This is a genomic window from Dokdonia donghaensis DSW-1 (assembly GCF_001653755.1).
Taxonomy (GTDB): Bacteria; Bacteroidota; Bacteroidia; order Flavobacteriales; family Flavobacteriaceae; genus Dokdonia; species Dokdonia donghaensis.
This window is the reverse complement of the sequence record NZ_CP015125.1, coordinates 2,834,417-2,852,229: the sequence shown is the minus strand read 5'-3', so window position 1 is coordinate 2,852,229 and position 17,813 is coordinate 2,834,417. Positions and strand designations below refer to the sequence as shown.

Genomic DNA, 17,813 nt, shown 5'->3' with positions numbered 1-17,813 from the left:
AAAGCGAGTGCGGCATTTTGCTGGTTAGCCTGTATTTATTTGTTTTTTAATTGATTGTCTAAATATACACTTATTTGTGGATCTGTCGCCGCGCATAGAGCTTTCAAAAATGTCGTATTCGCGTTATGTAATAGTTGTGTCTGGTTGCAACTACGTGTGAGCTTTCTATACTTAAGATATATGCCCTAGGCATTTTTGAGTAGTGGCCTGTGGCGGCTGATTGAGTAGGGTGGGAGCTTTAAAATCCTAGCGGGTTTGCCTTATAATCCTTTTGTGCTATGACTTGATGATGATGCTTGTACTGGCGGTTATGTGATTTTGAAGCGTAGCCATACGATTGCGGTAATGACCAAGTATGCAACTGCCTTTTGTGTAGCTTATTTTATCGTGGTCTGCGAGCCCCTTGGGCAATCAGCCGCCACGGTTATATAAACGCAAGTTACTAAAAACTTACTAGTTATCACACTAACGTTGGGTGTATAAACGAATGTTTTTGCTTATATTGAGCAATCTCGATTTTCAGCGTATAAACGAATGTTTGATAATTTTAACACAATATTAACAGCAAAGCGGTACAGTGATAGCACCGTCACCACTTACATAGGTTTGCTAGTAAGCTATCAAAATTACCTAGGTGACAGTCGTCCCCTAGACCGGCTTGACCCGTCATACCTTATCACAACACTAAGAGATTTTATTTTAAAAAAAGAATATACCTTTAACACCCAGAAGCAGCTCATAAGCGCCGTAAGTCTATATTATAAAGAAGCCCTCAGGCAAGAGATAGACCTAAGCACCCTGCGACCGCGCTCTCCGCAGCGTGTACTGCCAGATATACTCTCTACCTATGAGGTAAAAAATATACTAGACCACACCATAAATTTAAAACATAAAGCCGCCCTCACTACCATATATGCACTGGGTTTACGCGTAGGTGAGCTTGTAGATTTACGTCTTGCCGCCATAGATAAAAAGCGCAACACCATCACCATAAAAGCAGCCAAAGGTAAAAAGGACCGCCAGCTCCCTTTTCCAGAAAGTCTCAAACCTTTATTGCGGGCGTATTATCAAGAATATAAACCTACAGATTATCTCTTTGAGGGGCAGTCTAAGCCGCAATATACCGCCGCTAGCCTTCGTTCGGTTTTTAGAGCGAGTTGCAAAAAAGCCCAAATACAAAAAAAAGTAACCCTGCACAGCCTACGTCACGCCTATGCCACGCACCTTATGGATAGTGGTACAGACTTACGTATGATACAAGAACTACTAGGTCACAGTGATATAAAAACCACAATGGTTTACACCCACGTGACCACCAGATCTATGCAACAGGTAAAAAGCCCATTAGATTTTTTATAACCTTATTACGCTTTCGCGAAAGCGTAAAAAAAACAGTTATTACAGACAGATAATGCCGCGATAGATACAGAAACGGTAAACCTTAAAAACAGTAAAGCCATCTTATAAAGATGGCTTTACTTAAAAAGTATGTACAATCACATACTTAATGGAAGAACGTCTCATTCTAGTAATACGTAAACCTACGTACTTTAGAAATGTATTTTGCAAGGCGTATCACCTGGTGGCTGTATCCATACTCATTATCATACCAGATGTAAAGGAGTACATTTTTACCATCTTTACGTACGATAGTGGCATTACTGTCATAAATACTAGGAGCAGATGAGCCTATAATGTCGCTAGACACGAGCTCATTATCTATTGAGTATTTAATTTGCTCTACAAGCTCACCCTCTAGGGCATACTTTTTAAGAAGTGTGTTTATCCCTTCTATGCTTGTCTCTTTTGTAAGCTCTAGGTTAAGTATTGCTAGAGATCCGTTAGGCACAGGTACACGTATCGCGTTTGAGGTAAGCTTCCCTTCAAAATGTGGTAACGCCTTACTCACTGCCGCACCAGCACCAGTTTCTGTAATCACCATATTAAGAGCAGCGGCTCTACCACGGCGGTACTTACTGTGCATATTATCTACCAGGTTCTGGTCGTTTGTATATGCGTGTATGGTCTCTAGGTGACCTGTTTGTACACCTAGGGTGTCATCTATGGCTTTAAGAATAGGTGTAATTGCATTTGTAGTACAAGATGCTGCACTAAAGATTTGTACCTCATCTGGGTTGTGCTCTTGGTGGTTTACACCGTGCACAATGTTAGGGATTCCTTTACCAGGAGCGGTAAGTAATACCTTTGCCACACCCTTACTTACTAGGTGCCTGCTTAGTTGCTCTTTATCTCTAAAGGCACCCGTGTTATCTATCACAAGGGCATCTTTTATACCATAAGCGGTATAGTCTATATCTTCTGGTGCATTTGCACTTATAATATTTACCGTAGTACCGTTTATAATGAGGGCTTGATTTTCTACATCTACAGAGACGGTACCTGTAAAGTCACCGTGTACAGAGTCACTTTTAAGAAGCCCGGCTCTTTTCTCAAGTATACCGGCATCTATCTTACCTCTTGTAACCACAGCTCTTAGGCGTAACTGGCTGCCCTTACCCGTGCGCGTCATAAGCTCTCTGGCTACAAGACGCCCTATACGGCCAAAACCGTAAAGAACCACATCCTTAGGCTCTATAGGCGCTGCCTGCTGTGCAGGTTTAAGGCGTTGTGCAATAAAGCTCGTTGCGTTTTCATTTTCTTCTAGGTGGTACTCATACGTAAGCTTACCTATATCTAGCTTAGATGGTGGCAAGTCTAGTTGCTTTATAGCCTGAGCGATCTCTACACTATCAAAAATAGAGATAGGCTTCCCTACAAAGGCTCCTGCATACTCGTGCAGGTCTAAAATCTGACTCACGTTGCGATCCATCACTTGGTTTCTAAATAGTACAAGCTCTATAGCATTATCATACCATAGGTCGCTAGCTATTTTAATAAATTCTACAGTGGCTCTTCGGCGGTCTGCTTGAAAGGAAAGTTCTTTTTCGTATGTTTCTGATTGACTCATAGTAAGATACTAAAACGTTACATTGTTTTTTTTGTACGCTTTCGCGAAAGCGTAATTTTTCAAAATTTTGTGCAAAAGTAGCCATTTCTGTCTGTTACTCAAACGTTTTCGTAAATGAATTTTTCCCAAAAAAAATAACCCCTCCAGCATCTGAAAGGGTTATAAGTTTTAAAACGCGAGTGACTTAGTCAAAAATAAAGCGGTTGCGCTCTCCTTTTTGATCTACAAATACGATACTCACAGGCTCGTTTGCGCTTTTATTTTTAAAAATTTCTTTTACGTCATCTATAGAGTTTACCATAACATCGTCTATTTCAGATATAACCAGCCCCTCTATGCGGTAGCGTTTCATTGCTTCTGTAAGAGTCTGGCTTATTACAACCCCATTTTTGGCTTTGTACTTGTTAAGGTCTTTTGGAGAGGCATTTTTTACCTGTATCCCTAGTCGTTCTATATCAAAAGTGACAGACTTTACTAGTTTTACGGGTAGGGTTATAAGCTCATCGTCACGTAAGATCTCTACTTGTATAATATCATTAGGTCGCTTGGTATTAATGTATCCAGAGAGGTCAGAAAACTTAGTGATATTTACATTGTCAAGTTTCTTGATAATATCACCAGTAGTAATACCTGCTTGCTCTGCACCACTCTCATACTCTACACTGGCTACATAAAAGCCCTCTGTAGTGCTCAGGTCTTGATCTTCTGCAATGGCAGCATTAAGGGTACCACCAGTAACTCCTAGTATGCCTTTTTGTACAGAGCCATATTGCATAATGTCTTCCATAATCTTACGAGCATTGTTAGACGGTACGGCAAAGGCATACCCTACATAAGATCCCGTTTGTGAGGTAATAGCCGTGTTAATCCCTACCAGCTCACCAAAAATATTTACAAGTGCTCCACCACTGTTACCAGGGTTAATAGCTGCATCTGTTTGTATAAAAGACTGGAAGTTTGCATCACGCTCATCTATATCTCTTGCCTTTGCAGAGACGATACCTGCGGTAACGGTAGAGGTAAGGTTAAAAGGGTTTCCTACGGCAAGTACCCATTCTCCCACCTTTGTAGCATCACTATCGCCAAAGGGGATATAAGGCAACTCCTCACCAGCATCTATTTTAAGGATCGCAATATCTGCCTTTGCATCTTTGCCTATCACTTCTGCCATAAAGGTTTTATTGTTATTAAGCGTGACCTCTACCTCAGAGGCGCCATCTATCACGTGGTTATTTGTAATAATGTATCCATCTCCAGAGATAATCACACCACTACCGGCACCTACAATGCCTTTATTAGTTTGTCCGCCACCACGTAAATATTCCATCATATTACGCGGTTGCTTGTACACCTGTACATTTTTTACGTGCACCACACCATTTACCGTGCGCTCTGCCGCTTCTGTAAAATCTACACCGCTGGCAGCTGCCGCAAGTGCTTCATAATTTACAGGGGTATAGGCAGGGGTGGTTTGTGTCTGTACTGGGGTTGAGACTACTTGTGTAGGCTCTTCTATAAATAATTTATAAGATCCTAGCGTTATTGCGCCGGCTAGTAAGGCGATTAAGAATGTTCCTCCGATTTTTTTCATAGTCCTTAGCATTTTATCAATAATCGTTAAAATTAAAAATTTAGTATTCTGTGGGTTTCTATTTAACTGGCATTTAACATCAAAAAGGAGTTTGATATTTGCTACTTTTGTCGCTTATATTGAGCATAAATGACAATTTCTTTTTCAAAATATCAAGGCACCGGTAATGATTTTGTAATCATAGATAACCGTCTAGATGTATTTCCCAAAGATGATACCAAACTTGTTGCACAACTCTGTGACCGTAAATTTGGCATAGGGGCAGACGGTTTGATGCTGCTAGAAAGTCACCCTTCGGCAGATTTTAGAATGGTGTATTATAATGCAGATGGTAATGAGAGTAGTATGTGCGGTAATGGTGGGCGATGTTTGGTCGCTTTCGCGAAAGCGTTATCAATCATAGATACCCACGCCACCTTTGAAGCGGTAGATGGGATGCACGAGGCCACCGTAAAGGATGGAATTGTACATCTTAAAATGCAAGATGTTGCAGAAATTAAAACAACACCAGAATATAGTTTTCTAGATACTGGGTCACCACATCACATTAAAATGGTGAGTGACGTAAAAGCCGTTGGGGTAAAAGAAGAAGGTGCAGCCATACGTTATGGAGCGCTTTATGGAGAGGCTGGAAGCAATATAAACTTTGTACAAGAGCTAGAAGATGGTCACTTTGCCGTGCGCACCTATGAGCGTGGGGTAGAAGATGAGACCTTGAGCTGTGGTACGGGAGTTACCGCCGTGGCAATTGCAGTACACCACAATGGTGTGACTTCAAAAAATAATATACAACTGGACGTAGAGGGGGGTAAACTAGCGGTGTCTTTTACAAAAACAGCGACGGGTTATACAGACGTATTTCTTATAGGTCCTGCGACCTTTGTTTTTAAAGGAGAGTGGCAATGTTAACACTACGAGGCACACGTACGGCTTTACGAGCGCTAGAGCTAGAAGATATAGAGGCGCTTTATGAGATAGAAAATAATGAGGCACTCTGGTTTGTAGGGGAGACGCTAGCGCCATACTCAAAGTTTGTACTTAAAGAATACCTGGCAAATGCGCATAAAGATATTTTTGAGATGCGACAGTTGCGTCTTGCCATTTGTGAGGTAACCTCTGGAGCTTTTTTGGGTCTTATAGACCTCTTTGACTTTGATCCTCACAATCTGCGCGCGGGAGTGGGCGTTGTGATTGCAACCGAAACAGAAAAGCGCAAGGGATATGCCAGTGAGGCGATAGCCTTACTTAAAAAGTATGCAAAGACACATCTCCATATGCACCAGTTATATGCAAACATAGGAGAAGATAATAAAGCAAGCATAGCACTTTTTGAAAAAGCAGGGTTTGAGCTTGTGGGTATAAAAAAAGAATGGAGACGCAGGCGCGACCTCACCACAGGTGAAGAATCATTTACAAACGAATTATTATATCAACACATATTATAAATGTACATCAAGAGAATACTTTTAATCATAGGGATAGTGGGCGTAGTAGTAGGCGGTATTTTTGCCTACACAGTTTATGACGCTATTTTTTCTGATAACACAGCGTTTAATAATGAGCGCGCTCATTTATACATCCCTACGGGAGCAGATTTTAATGATGTAACGGCAGAGCTTACACCATTACTTAAAGATGTAGATGCCTTTGCATCTGTCGCTCAGAAAAAGGGATATGTGACTAATGTAAAACCGGGTCACTATATTATTAAAAAGGGTATGAGTAATAATGACATTATTAATACCATACGCATTAAAAATACACCGGTAAAGGTGGCTTTTAATAATCAAGAGCGCCTAGAAGATATGGCAGGCCGTATCGCCACACAGATAGAGGCAGACAGTACCTCACTTATTAATGCAATGCTAGATGTAAACTTTTTACGGGAGCACGATTTTAATAAGGATACAGCACTTACGATGTATATTCCTAACAGTTATGAGTTTTTCTGGAACACCAGCGCCGAAGATTTTAGAGCGAGAATGCTTAGTGAGCACAAAAAATTCTGGAATAAAACCAGACGCGCAAAAGCCGATAAATTAAACCTCACACCGGCAGAGGTGTACTCACTTGCGTCTATCGTACAGAAGGAAACCGCAAAGACAGATGAGCGACCACGAGTAGCAGGCGTATACCTTAACAGACTCAAAAAGGGAATAAAACTAGACGCAGATCCTACCGTTATATATGCCGTAAAGCGCACAAAAAATGACTGGGATATGGTGATAAAGCGTGTACTCTATAAAGACCTAGAGACAGACTCTCCTTATAACACCTATAGAAATAGAGGGATACCACCCGGACCTATTTTTATGCCAGACGTAACAGCAATACAGGCAGTACTTAATCCAGAGAAACACAACTACTATTACTTTGTGGCAGATGTAGAAAATTTTGGGTACCACAAGTTTGCAAAGACACTATCGCAACATAATGCAAATAGTGCCGCATATAGAAGATGGATAAACAGCAAGAAGATCCATCGTTAAGATAGCATCTCATAAAATATTATAAACCCAAACCTAGTGTTTGGGTTTTTTTATACCCCAGCTCATAGAGGTGTAAAAAGAGGTATATACCCGTATGTTAAAATGGTGTTATACCTAGTAGTTGGTCGTGTTTTCTGAATTATTTTTGTGTTATAGTATGTGACAATTGACGTTTTAAGTAATCTTATACTTGTATTAAATTACATTAAAATATGCTAAAACGTTATAGTTGAACTTATTTTGTGAGTGTAAGTGTCATAAAATCAACGATTCATAAAGTTTTGCCAAAAAATTAAAATAAGTTTTTCTGGTAATCTTTAAAGGTTGTATTTTTGCGCGCCGAAACAGATAGCACCCTAAGAGAAATTTAAATAGTAATTTCTTGGCTGTCGAAATGTATTTATATGGTTAGGAACTTGATAAAAGTTACTGTATTGCCTCTTATGTTAGGTATTCTGATAGTGTCAAACAAATCAGAAAAAACATATGATTTTTCTCACTATACCACAGATGGTATAGCTATGGACTTTAGTGTTCCTCTTCCGGAGGAGACGGTTCAAACCCCTTTTGTATTTAACCCTACACCGCTTACTGGTAAAAATTATACCGGTTTTAAAGAAGCACTTGCTTTTAAAGAATCTCGCGGTGATTATCTTACTATAAACAGATTTGGATATCTAGGTAAGTACCAGTTTGGTGCATCTACATTAGATCTTTTAGGTATTCAAGATGGCTCTGAGTTTCTAGAGAATCCTGTACTGCAAGAGCAAGCCTTTTTACTTAATGCCTCTCGTAATAAATGGGTCTTACGCCGTGATATAAAACGATATGAAGGTCGCTGGATTTCTGGCGTGCGCGTTACCGAGTCTGGTATACTCGCTGCAGCACACCTTGCTGGGCCTGGTAGTGTAAAGAAGTTTTTACGCTCTGGTGGAGCTACGGGTTTTCAAGATGCCTTTGGTACAAGTATACGTAGCTATATGAAGCGTTTTTCTGGCTATGATGTGTCAAATATAGAGGCCATAAAAAAGCCTTCGTTAGAAAATTTATCTGCTAGCACTTACTAGTAATCACATACACTTATAGATAAACCCCAGTTTTATGATAATGCTGGGGTTTGTTTTTTTTGCGCTTTCGCGAAAGCGTAATTCCCCACCTCACCATCACTTCATAAAGCCATTGCTACTAGACAGTAATCTCTATAAAGTACTGTCGTAAAATGTCAGTTTGTCACATATCGCATTGTGGTACTTTTTTCGCTTTAAACAAGACTCAAATTTTACACTTTAAAACACATATACAATGTCAACAGGAAAAATTAATGTATCGGTAGAGAATATCTTTCCGCTTATTAAGAAGTTCTTATATAGTGATCACGAGATTTTCTTACGTGAGCTTATCTCAAACGCAACAGACGCAACCCTTAAGTTAAAACACCTTACCTCTATAGGTGAGTCTAGTGCTGAGTATGGAAATCCTCAGATAGAAGTAAAAATAGACAAGGAAGGGAAGAAGCTTCATATTATAGATCAAGGTCTAGGTATGACGCAAGAAGAGGTTGAGAAGTATATAAATCAGCTTGCATTTTCTGGAGCAGAGGAGTTTTTAAACAAGTATGAAGACGGAGCAAAAGATACAGGTATCATAGGGCACTTTGGTCTTGGTTTTTACTCGGCTTTTATGGTGGCAGAGAAGGTAGAGATTATTACTAAGTCACATAAAGACGAGCCAGCAGCACACTGGACGTGTGATGGTAGCCCTAACTTCACGCTAGAAGTGGCAGATAAGACAGAGCGCGGTACAGAGATTATCTTACACATCGCAGAAGATAGTACAGAGTTTCTAGAAGAAGGACGCATTGCGGGACTACTCTCTAAGTACAACAAGTTTATGCCAGTACCTATCAAGTTTGGTACTAAGACAGAAACTTTACCTAAGCCAGAAGATGCAAAAGAAGATGATCCAGCACCTACACAAGAGGTAGATAATATCATAAATAACCCTAACCCAGCCTGGACAAAGCAGCCAGCAGACCTTGAAGAAGAAGATTATAAAAACTTCTATCAGGAGCTGTACCCAGCAAACTTTGACGAGCCGTTATTTAATATACACCTTAATGTAGATTATCCTTTTAATCTTACAGGTATTTTATACTTCCCAAAACTAGGGCAGGATATGAATATGCAAAAGGATCGCATACAGTTATATCAAAACCAAGTTTTTGTTACAGATAATGTAGAGGGTATCGTACCAGAATTTTTAACAATGTTACGCGGGGTGATAGACTCACCAGATATCCCACTTAACGTATCTCGTAGTTACTTACAGGCAGATGGTGCTGTAAAGAAAATATCTGGCTACATCTCTCGTAAGGTGGCAGATAAGCTTAAGTCACTCTTTAATAACGACAGAGAAGATTTTGAAAAGAAATGGAATGACATCAAACTCGTTATAGAGTACGGTATGTTATCTGAAGATAAGTTCTTTGAGAAGGCAGATAAGTTTGCACTATACCCTACAGTAGATAATACCTTCTTTACTTGGGAAGAGCTTGAAGCAAAAATCAAAGAAAACCAAGTAGATAAAGACGGGAAGACTGTTGTACTTTATGCAAGTGATACAGATGCACAGCACTCATACATACAGAGCGCAAAAGACAAAGGATATGAAGTACTCTTACTAGATTCTCCTATTGTATCTCACTTAATCCAGAAGCTAGAGACTAGCAAAGAAAACGTAACTTTTGTACGTGTAGATGGTGATCATATAGATAACCTTATCAAAAAAGACGAAGAGCAAATCTCAAAACTCTCTGACGATGAGAAGGAGACTGTAAAAACAGCTATTACAGATGCTATTGCAAACTCGTCTTACACGGTTCAAGTAGAAGCGATGGATAGTAATGCTGCGCCATTTATCATCACACAGCCAGAGTTTATGCGCCGTATGAAGGAGATGCAACAAGCCGGTGGTGGCGGTATGAATATGTTTGGTAATATGCCAGAGATGTACAACCTTGTGGTAAATGCAAACCACGAGCTCGTTACAGAGATTCTTAATGCAGATGCAGACGAGACTAAAAAACGTCTAATCACACAGTCTTTTGACCTAGCAAAACTATCTCAAAATCTACTTAAGGGTGAAGAGCTTACTAGCTTTATAAAACGCTCTTATGAGATGATTAAATAATATGAGAGTGCCTAGCACAGCACATTAATATAAACCACCTTTTTCATTTTTGAAAAAGGTGGTTTTTTTATTTTAGCTATGATTATACGTAACGTCTAGCATATTGTTGCGTCTTATCGTATAGTATGAGAACACCTACATAGTGCAGGTGTTAATTATTAAGATTACAAAAGAAATTATATGTCACTTACTCCATCTAATATGTTACCGCTAGGTACAAAGGCTCCAGAGTTTCAACTGCTTGATACGGTTACAAACCAGCTTTGTAGTTACCACGATATTAAGGGAGAGCGTGGTACCGTAGTAATGTTTATATGTAATCATTGCCCTTTTGTGGTGCACGTGGTAGATGAGATTGTGCGCATCGCAAACGATTATCGTGTGCTTGGTTTTGGCTTTGTGGCTATAAGTAGTAATGACATTGTAGCATACCCGCAAGACGGCCCAGAGATGATGTGGGCAAATGCTCGTAAAAACAGCTTTACATTTCCGTATTTACTTGACGAGACGCAAGAGGTGGCAAAAAATTATGACGCCGCCTGCACGCCAGATTTCTTTGTTTTTGGCCCAGATGATCGTCTTGTGTATAGAGGGCAGCTAGATAACAGTAGGCCAGGTAATGGCATCCCGGTAAACGGCAGAGACCTGAGAGAAGCACTAGATAATATCTTTAACAGCAAGCCACAAGCAACACTGCAAAAACCAAGTATGGGTTGCAACATTAAGTGGAAATAGTAGGGGAGAGTTACTAGGTACGCTTTCGCGAAAGCGCACTCAAAACCACTATTAATTGCAGTGAGCGTTCAGATTGAAAACGTAAGTATAGGCATACTATTAAACTTGATGTCATATAATTGAGTAATTATTATCCTCGCTTTTTATCGCTTAGTATTTTGTGCTTAGGCTATTTCTGCTATTTTTACGTAAATCTCACATTTTTGGAAATCTTAGAAAATTTACGCATCCTAGACGGCATCGATATTTTACTCGTAGCCATCTTAATGTTTTACCTCTATAGACTGGTAAAAGGTACGGTTGCGATAAACATTTTTATAGGGATCGTAGTCATCTACTTGATCTGGCAACTTACCGTATTGCTTAAGATGGAGATGCTTAGTACCATCTTGGGGCAGTTTATAGGTGTGGGGATGTTTGCGCTTATAGTCGTTTTCCAGCAGGAGATACGTAAATTTTTACTCCTTATAGGGAGTACAAATCTCACTAAGGGCGGGCTCTTTAAAAACTTTAATTTTTCAAAAAAGGAAGGTACACTGGCTTTAGATCTTAATGCGGTTCTCACTGCTTGCGAGAATATGGCTGCTTCAAAAACGGGAGCACTTATTATCATAAGAAGAGATACCAGTCTAGAGTTTGTAAAAGATACGGGAGACAGGATGGAGATAGAAGTAAACAGACCTATTATAGAAAGTGTTTTTTATAAAAACTCAACCCTACACGACGGGGCGATGATTATAGAAGAAAATAAAATTACAGCTACAAGAGTCATATTACCCGTAACGCAAGAGCGTGACATCCCACTACGTTTTGGACTTAGACACAGAGCTGCCGTAGGTATTACAGAAAAGACAGATGCGCTCGCTCTGGTAGTGAGTGAGGAATCTGGTGCGATAAGCTATATAAAAGACGGAGAGTTTGTACTCTATAAAACGATAGACGATTTGCGCATACTACTAGAGACAGAACTTACGTAAACAATGGCAGATCAAAAGTCTAAAAAGCTCCCTAAAAAGGCAAAAGCACAAACGCCTAAGAAGCAAAAGCGAGAGCTACTTGTAATCTCAGAGGGTTGTAAAAACTGTGGTACTCCGTTAGACTTAGACCAGCGCTTTTGTTCTCATTGTGGCGCAAAGCGTATGCACAACAGGCTTAATGCACGCAACCTACTAGAAGATTTTACAGAGCGTTTTCTCAATATAGAAAATGTATTTCTCAAAACGTTTATTGCCCTTTTTACCAAGCCAGAAGATGTCATAAATGGTTATATAGGTGGATTGCGAAAGCGTTATATGTCTGCCTTTAGCTATTTTGCTGTGGCACTTACCATAGGGAGTATTTATATTTTCTTGTTTAGAAATTGGTTTTTAGATACAGAAAATGGACTGTTTAATGAATTCTTTACAGGTCTAGAAGCCGGTGCACAATCTAATGGTGGTGACGGCGTGATGGAGCTTGTAAATTTTATATTTGATTATAACTCCTTTATAAGCTTTCTATACATTCCATTTTTTGCAATAATTTCAAAAATTGTTTTCTGGAATTATAAGGAGGTAAATTTTATAGAGCACATTGTGATATATCTCTATGCATACTCACAAACTCAAATTATAACTAATGTACTTTTTATACTTGCGGGCTGGTCTGCTGCTGGGCAAATTATAGTAAGTCTGTTTGTATCTACGTTACCGTTTTTTTATACGGCATATGTCTTGTATCGCGTGTTTAATTTAAGTATCAAAAGTCTGGTTCTTAAAACCGGTATTTTCTTGTTAATTATAGTGCCTTTCAGCATTTTGTTAAGTGCCATTATAGGTACAGCAATGTATACAGCAGGTTCTTTTGACCCGCTTATAGAATCTGTAAAGAAATCTCATAATGCAAGAAGAGCAAAGAGAGATAGCATAAAGCAAGATAGCCTAAGGCTTAAATCTCTTACCCCACAATCTTTGCCAATACCAGTACAGAAAACTCAAGATAGTATAGAGTGACTTTAACATACTTGTAATTTTAGTATTATTGTGATTCTAAATCAATCAATCAAATGAGTAAACTCTCCAGGGCAGAAAAAAAAGTTTTAAAGAAGCAAAACAATCTTTTAAAAGTAGAGGATACCTGCATAAACTGTGCAGAGTATATAGCCCTAGACCAGCGTTTTTGCTCACACTGCGGTGGTAAACGTATTTATAATAGACTCACCTGGCGTAATTTGTTAGAAGATTTCTTTGACAGGTTTTTTAATCTTGAAAATTCTTTTGTTAAAACATTTGTAGCGCTGTTTCGACAACCAGAGGATGTAATAGGCGGGTATATGAATGGGATGCGTAAAAAGTACCTTCCTGCCTTTAGTTACTTTGCAATAGCAATTACATTTACTAGTTTTTATTATTACTTACTCAAAGGTTGGTTTTGGGATAATTATATGACTGCACAAAAGCTTGTTTATGATGAGTCTGTGCCGCAAGCGCAGCTAGAGCTTCAAGAAAGTATTGCTACCCTTTTTATGGAAAATCAATCTCTATATATGTTTTTGATAATTCCTTTTTTTGCGGTGATGTCCAAAATAGTCTTTTGGAATTATAAAAAATATAATCTCGTAGAGCATTTTGTAATCTATTTATATGTCTATAGTCACTTTTCTATGATAAGTGTTGTAATGCAAATTGCATTTATATGGAGTCCTACTGCACTTAATATTCTAAGTGTAATAGTATTTTTATTAATGCTTATTTATACTATTTATGTGCTTAAAAGATTGTTTAAACTCACTATGGCGAATGTGCTTGTAAAGACGCTTTTTTTCTTTTTAATATTTGCCGTTTTTTCCTGTGTGTTAAGCTTACCCATAGTTGCCCTAGGTTTTATGTCTGCAATTGAGGTGAATCAAAACGGTGAAAAAGAAATAGACGACAGCAATTTTATGGGTAAATTTATGAAAATGGCCCAAGAACAAGAACGCCAAAAGAAAGTCAAAGACTCTATTGAGCAGGACAGTGTAAAGCGACTTGAAGAAATACTGGAGATCACTCCAGATATGATTAAAAATAGACCTCAGTAGGAGTACGCTTTCGCGAAAGCGTTATTAAAACCTCATAAATCTCTCTTAATAAGTAGACCATTCTAATAGGAGTATACCTATATTGATACCAGATATTGTAGTATGAAGATTTTTAGAAAAGAGCTAACTAACAATGAGATCATATTCTACGTGCGTAGAGCACTGTGGATCTTACTTGCGTGGACACTCATATCAAATATTATTTTCTTGTATGATTATGCGACGCTAGTATCTGCAAATGCGCTTACGTCTAATTTTGATTTGGAAGTGTCATTTAAGGCTAACTTGCTTGTGTCTATCGTTGCTGGACTTTTTGGTGGCATTTTTACGGTAAATATAATGGAGCTCTGGCTACGTAAGTATGCCTTCTGGAAGGCGCTTATTTTTATCACCATACTTTATGTAGTGATTGCTATGGTAGTGGGTACCATAGGGGCTTATTATTTTTATAGTGATTCGCTAGGTCTCGCCGTAGGTAGTCAAGAGCTTTTAAATAGAGTATTACAGTTTTATACAGAGCACATATTTATAAAGAACTTTGTAATATGGTTGTTTATCGTACTGCTCACACTTATCGTTTTAATGATAAATGATAAGTATGGTCCGGGCGTTTTTCCAGATTACTTGATGGGGCGTTACTTCTTGCCAAAAAATGAAACCCGCATCTTTATGTTTGCAGATATAAGAGATGCAACACGCATTGCAGAGAAGCTAGGCGAGCAAGAATACTTTAACTTTCTTAAAGATTTTTTTAATGATATCGCTCCTGCTATAATGCAAACAAAGGGCGAAGTGTATCAATATGTGGGTGATGAGGTGGTTATCACCTGGAAGATGAAAAACGGTGTTAAAAATGCAAATGCGCTACGTTGCTATTACCGTATGAAAAATATTATCTATAAGAAATCTGTGCGCTACTATAAACGCTATAATGCATTACCAGATTTTAAGGTAGGTTTTCACTATGGTCAAGTAATGGTAGGGGAGCTGGGCAAGATAAAGCGTGACATTGCATTTTCTGGAGACGTACTCAATACAACAGCACGTATACAAGGTATGTGTAATGATAAAGGCGTAGATATACTGGCGTCTAAAGCCTTTGCAGACTTGCTTAAAAAACTACCTAAAAACACAAGAGTGGTAAAAGTAGGAGATGAACTTCTCAAGGGTAAGTCTGAGCAAGTATCGCTCGTTACATTTGACAGAGATATTTCTGCAAAGTAATGTGTAGTTTGATTTAGCTTGCCTCAGCCTGCATAAACTGTACTTCATAAAGATTGCGATAATGACCGTTTTCTTTTTTAAGTAGCTCTTTATGTGTGCCTTGCTCGATGATTTTTCCTTTCTCCATCACGATAATTTGGTCAGCCTTTTTGATGGTTGCTAGACGGTGTGCAATAACGATAGAGGTACGTCCTTTTGTTATTTTCTTAATAGCTTTCTGTATAAGCTGCTCACTGTGTGAATCTACAGATGAGGTAGCCTCATCTAGCACAAGTATAGATGGATTACTTACATAAGCTCTTAAGAAAGCAATAAGCTGTCGCTGGCCGCTAGAGAGCATAGAGCCACGCTCTTTTACATTGTAGTGGTATCCATCTGGAAGGCTAGATATAAATTTATGTACGCCTATAGCTTTAGCACTTTCTATAACCTCCCCTTCTGTGATAGATGGGTCTTGTAGCGTGATGTTATTGAGAATGGTATCTGCAAATAAGAATACATCTTGCAATACCACAGCAATTTCCTTACGTAAATCTGTAAGCTTTATGTCTTTTATATCTGTGCCGTCTAGTAATATCTGCCCGCTATCTATCTCATAAAATCTACTTAGTAGATTGATAATGGTAGATTTACCTGCACCAGTAGAGCCCACAATAGCAATGGTTTCTCCAGCAGCAGCTTCTAGCGATATTCCTTTGAGTACTTCTTCACCGGGTACATACGAGAAGTGTACATCCTTAAAATCGATAACACCTTTTACATCGTTTAATTCTAGAGTACCTGTATTTGTTATAGAAGACTCTGTATCTAGTATGGTAAACACTCTATTTGCGGCCACCATACCCATTTGTAAGGTGTTAAACTTATCTGCTATCTGTCGCAGTGGTGTAAAAAGCATCTGTATGTAACTTATAAAGGCTGTAATTAAACCTATTGTTACAATGTCACTTTGTGCTGCTTTAAGACCACCATACCACACAATAAGACCTATGGTAACTGCAGTACAAATCTCTGCAATAGGGAAGAAAATAGAGTTATACCATACAGTCTTGTTCCAGGCATCTCTGTGCTTGTTATTAATGGCATTAAACTTTTTGTGTTCTATGGCTTCTCTATTAAAAATTTGAACAATTTTCATACCTGTTACACGCTCTTGTACAAAGGTGTTGAGGTTAGAAACTTGTGTGCGCACTTCTTCAAAAGCAATCTTCATCGCGCGCTGAAAAACGCGAGTGGCATATAATATTATAGGAAATACAGCAAGCACAATAAGTGTGAGTCTCCAGCTTTCATAAAACATAAAACCTAAAACGACACTCATTTTAAGTAAGTCTGCAATAATCATAAAGAGCCCTTGTGAGAAAATACTAGAGATGGTCTCTATATCACCTACAGCTCTAGTCACTAGACGACCCACCGCAGACTTGTCAAAATATTGCATTTTGAACCCAAGCATATGGTCAAAGAGTTTAACACGTATATCTTTTATAACCTGCTGGCCTACCCAGTTTGAGAAGTAGATAAACATAAGCTGGAAAACGACCTCACCTACCAGTACAACCGCCATAAGGCGTAAGTAAAAAAACAAGTCTGTGGCAGAGCGTTGTGAGATCCCTAGATCTATGGCGTTCTTTAAAAAGTAAGGGCGTAGCGCTGCACAAACAGATAAGATAATCGCTCCCGCTGCGGCTATGTAAAGCCTGCTACGATAAGGTTTCGTAAAGGCAAGTAATCGTTTGAACAACTGTGTGTCAAAAGCTTTTCCTTTAGTCTCTCCCATTGTTTATATAAATTGTTTCTGGATATATAATCTCTGTTAAATATAAGCCGTGTCCCGGTACAGAAGACCCTGCTTGCGATCTACTCTTACCTTTTACTACCTCGTGTATCCACGAGACAGGTTTTTTGCCTTGTCCTACCTCTAGTAATGTACCTACAATAGCACGTACCATATTACGTAAAAATCGGTTTGCTGTAATATGGAAATGATACTCATCTTCGGTTTCTAGCCACTGTGCTCTAGTAATATCACAAAGATACGTGTTGACCTCTGTCTTTGATTTAGAAAAACATTCAAAATCTGAATAATCTAGTAACACTGCCGCTGCTTCATTCATTAGATTTAGATCTATATCATATGCTATAGCGTGTGCTTGCTCTGTACTAAAAGGGTTTTTACGTTTTGCAATGCGATAAAGATAAGATCTCGACGTCGCGTCAAAACGTGTATGAGCCTCATCACTCACATTAAAAATGCGATGTATGGCAATGTCTGGAGGCAAAAACCTATTGAGTTTATAGGTGAGATTTTTTAATTTATTATCAAGACTTAAATCATCGTTCCAGTCAAAGTGGGCATACATCTGTGTGGCGTGCACTCCAGCATCTGTACGTCCTGCACCCATTATGAGTACAGGTTTTCTCAAAATGGTACTCAGTGCTTTTTCTATGGTTTCTTGCACGGTAACAGCATTAGGTTGCCGCTGCCAGCCGTGGTAGTCTTTTCCAAAATAAGAAAGCTCAATAAAATAGCGCACCGTGTTGTATTTTTGTAGCAAA

15 protein-coding genes are annotated in these 17,813 nt (G+C 38.9%); 11 read left to right on the top strand and 4 right to left on the bottom strand.

Annotation, left to right across the window (positions count from 1 at the left end):
- The first annotated feature begins 534 nt into the window (after positions 1–534).
- Positions 535–1,359, top strand: a complete 825-nt coding sequence (locus I597_RS12505; RefSeq protein ID WP_035324479.1) for a tyrosine-type recombinase/integrase — start codon at positions 535–537, stop codon at positions 1,357–1,359.
- A gap of 166 nt (positions 1,360–1,525) precedes the next feature.
- Here I597_RS12505 and I597_RS12500 read toward each other — a convergent pair whose 3' ends face one another.
- Together I597_RS12500 and I597_RS12495 are read right to left on the bottom strand one after the other, a co-directional pair.
- The gene (locus I597_RS12500) at positions 1,526–2,968 is read right to left on the bottom strand and encodes a glyceraldehyde-3-phosphate dehydrogenase (protein WP_021778645.1); all 1,443 of its coding nucleotides are present in this window, start codon (positions 2,966–2,968) and stop codon (positions 1,526–1,528) included.
- 184 nt (positions 2,969–3,152) lie between these two features.
- A complete protein-coding gene (locus tag I597_RS12495; RefSeq protein ID WP_035324480.1) occupies positions 3,153–4,559 on the bottom strand; it encodes a trypsin-like peptidase domain-containing protein in 1,407 nt (468 codons plus the stop codon).
- Between the two features lie 129 nt (positions 4,560–4,688).
- Between I597_RS12495 and dapF the strand changes: the two genes are divergently transcribed.
- The 10 genes from dapF to I597_RS12445 all read left to right on the top strand — a co-directional run bounded on the left by dapF (position 4,689) and on the right by I597_RS12445 (position 15,254).
- Complete coding sequence (gene dapF, locus I597_RS12490; protein WP_035324481.1) at positions 4,689–5,468, top strand: diaminopimelate epimerase; 780 nt, start codon at positions 4,689–4,691, stop codon at positions 5,466–5,468.
- Positions 5,462–6,004 carry a GNAT family N-acetyltransferase gene (locus I597_RS12485; protein WP_035324482.1) on the top strand — a complete coding sequence of 181 codons (543 nt, stop codon included), beginning with the start codon at positions 5,462–5,464 and terminating at the stop codon, positions 6,002–6,004. Before dapF ends, I597_RS12485 begins: the two co-directional genes overlap by 7 nt.
- Entirely contained in the window at positions 6,005–7,048 is a 1,044-nt protein-coding gene (mltG, locus tag I597_RS12480) for an endolytic transglycosylase MltG (RefSeq protein WP_035324483.1), read from the top strand.
- Positions 7,049–7,452: 404 nt separating this feature from the next.
- On the top strand, positions 7,453–8,115 hold the full coding sequence (locus tag I597_RS12475) for a hypothetical protein (RefSeq protein WP_035324484.1): 663 nt from the start codon (positions 7,453–7,455) through the stop codon (positions 8,113–8,115).
- Positions 8,116–8,350: 235 nt separating this feature from the next.
- The gene (gene htpG / locus I597_RS12470) at positions 8,351–10,237 is read left to right on the top strand and encodes a molecular chaperone HtpG (RefSeq protein ID WP_035324485.1); all 1,887 of its coding nucleotides are present in this window, start codon (positions 8,351–8,353) and stop codon (positions 10,235–10,237) included.
- Positions 10,238–10,417: 180 nt separating this feature from the next.
- Positions 10,418–10,972 (top strand): thioredoxin family protein, encoded by a 555-nt coding sequence (locus tag I597_RS12465; protein ID WP_021778652.1) that lies wholly within the window; start codon positions 10,418–10,420, stop codon positions 10,970–10,972.
- A 203-nt stretch (positions 10,973–11,175) separates the two neighbouring features.
- Positions 11,176–11,949 carry a diadenylate cyclase gene (locus I597_RS12460; protein WP_021778653.1) on the top strand — a complete coding sequence of 258 codons (774 nt, stop codon included), beginning with the start codon at positions 11,176–11,178 and terminating at the stop codon, positions 11,947–11,949.
- Between the two features lie 3 nt (positions 11,950–11,952).
- A complete protein-coding gene (locus I597_RS12455) occupies positions 11,953–12,963 on the top strand; it encodes a DUF3667 domain-containing protein (protein WP_035324486.1) in 1,011 nt (336 codons plus the stop codon).
- 53 nt (positions 12,964–13,016) lie between these two features.
- The gene (locus I597_RS12450) at positions 13,017–14,030 is read left to right on the top strand and encodes a DUF3667 domain-containing protein (RefSeq protein WP_052111632.1); all 1,014 of its coding nucleotides are present in this window, start codon (positions 13,017–13,019) and stop codon (positions 14,028–14,030) included.
- Between the two features lie 102 nt (positions 14,031–14,132).
- Positions 14,133–15,254, top strand: coding sequence for an adenylate/guanylate cyclase domain-containing protein (locus I597_RS12445; protein ID WP_035324487.1), 1,122 nt, complete (start codon positions 14,133–14,135; stop codon positions 15,252–15,254).
- Positions 15,255–15,267: 13 nt separating this feature from the next.
- Here the strand turns inward: I597_RS12445 and I597_RS12440 are convergent, their stop codons facing one another.
- Entirely contained in the window at positions 15,268–17,034 is a 1,767-nt protein-coding gene (locus tag I597_RS12440; protein WP_035324488.1) for an ABC transporter ATP-binding protein, read from the bottom strand.
- The gene (gene truA / locus I597_RS12435) at positions 17,021–17,791 is read right to left on the bottom strand and encodes a tRNA pseudouridine(38-40) synthase TruA (RefSeq protein WP_035328489.1); all 771 of its coding nucleotides are present in this window, start codon (positions 17,789–17,791) and stop codon (positions 17,021–17,023) included. Before truA ends, I597_RS12440 begins: the two co-directional genes overlap by 14 nt.
- Positions 17,792–17,813 lie beyond the last annotated feature (22 nt).

Bases quoted from the DNA above. Each gene is read 5' to 3' on its own strand.
- I597_RS12505 (WP_035324479.1), top strand. From the start codon at position 535: ATGTTTGATAATTTTAACACAATATTAACAGCAAAGCGGTACAGTGAT.
- I597_RS12500 (WP_021778645.1), bottom strand. From the start codon at position 2,968: ATGAGTCAATCAGAAACATACGAAAAAGAACTTTCCTTTCAAGCAGAC.
- I597_RS12495 (WP_035324480.1), bottom strand. From the start codon at position 4,559: ATGAAAAAAATCGGAGGAACATTCTTAATCGCCTTACTAGCCGGCGCA.
- dapF (WP_035324481.1), top strand. From the start codon at position 4,689: ATGACAATTTCTTTTTCAAAATATCAAGGCACCGGTAATGATTTTGTA.
- I597_RS12485 (WP_035324482.1), top strand. From the start codon at position 5,462: ATGTTAACACTACGAGGCACACGTACGGCTTTACGAGCGCTAGAGCTA.
- mltG (WP_035324483.1), top strand. From the start codon at position 6,005: ATGTACATCAAGAGAATACTTTTAATCATAGGGATAGTGGGCGTAGTA.
- I597_RS12475 (WP_035324484.1), top strand. From the start codon at position 7,453: ATGGTTAGGAACTTGATAAAAGTTACTGTATTGCCTCTTATGTTAGGT.
- htpG (WP_035324485.1), top strand. From the start codon at position 8,351: ATGTCAACAGGAAAAATTAATGTATCGGTAGAGAATATCTTTCCGCTT.
- I597_RS12465 (WP_021778652.1), top strand. From the start codon at position 10,418: ATGTCACTTACTCCATCTAATATGTTACCGCTAGGTACAAAGGCTCCA.
- I597_RS12455 (WP_035324486.1), top strand. From the start codon at position 11,953: ATGGCAGATCAAAAGTCTAAAAAGCTCCCTAAAAAGGCAAAAGCACAA.
- I597_RS12450 (WP_052111632.1), top strand. From the start codon at position 13,017: ATGAGTAAACTCTCCAGGGCAGAAAAAAAAGTTTTAAAGAAGCAAAAC.
- I597_RS12445 (WP_035324487.1), top strand. From the start codon at position 14,133: ATGAAGATTTTTAGAAAAGAGCTAACTAACAATGAGATCATATTCTAC.
- I597_RS12440 (WP_035324488.1), bottom strand. From the start codon at position 17,034: ATGGGAGAGACTAAAGGAAAAGCTTTTGACACACAGTTGTTCAAACGA.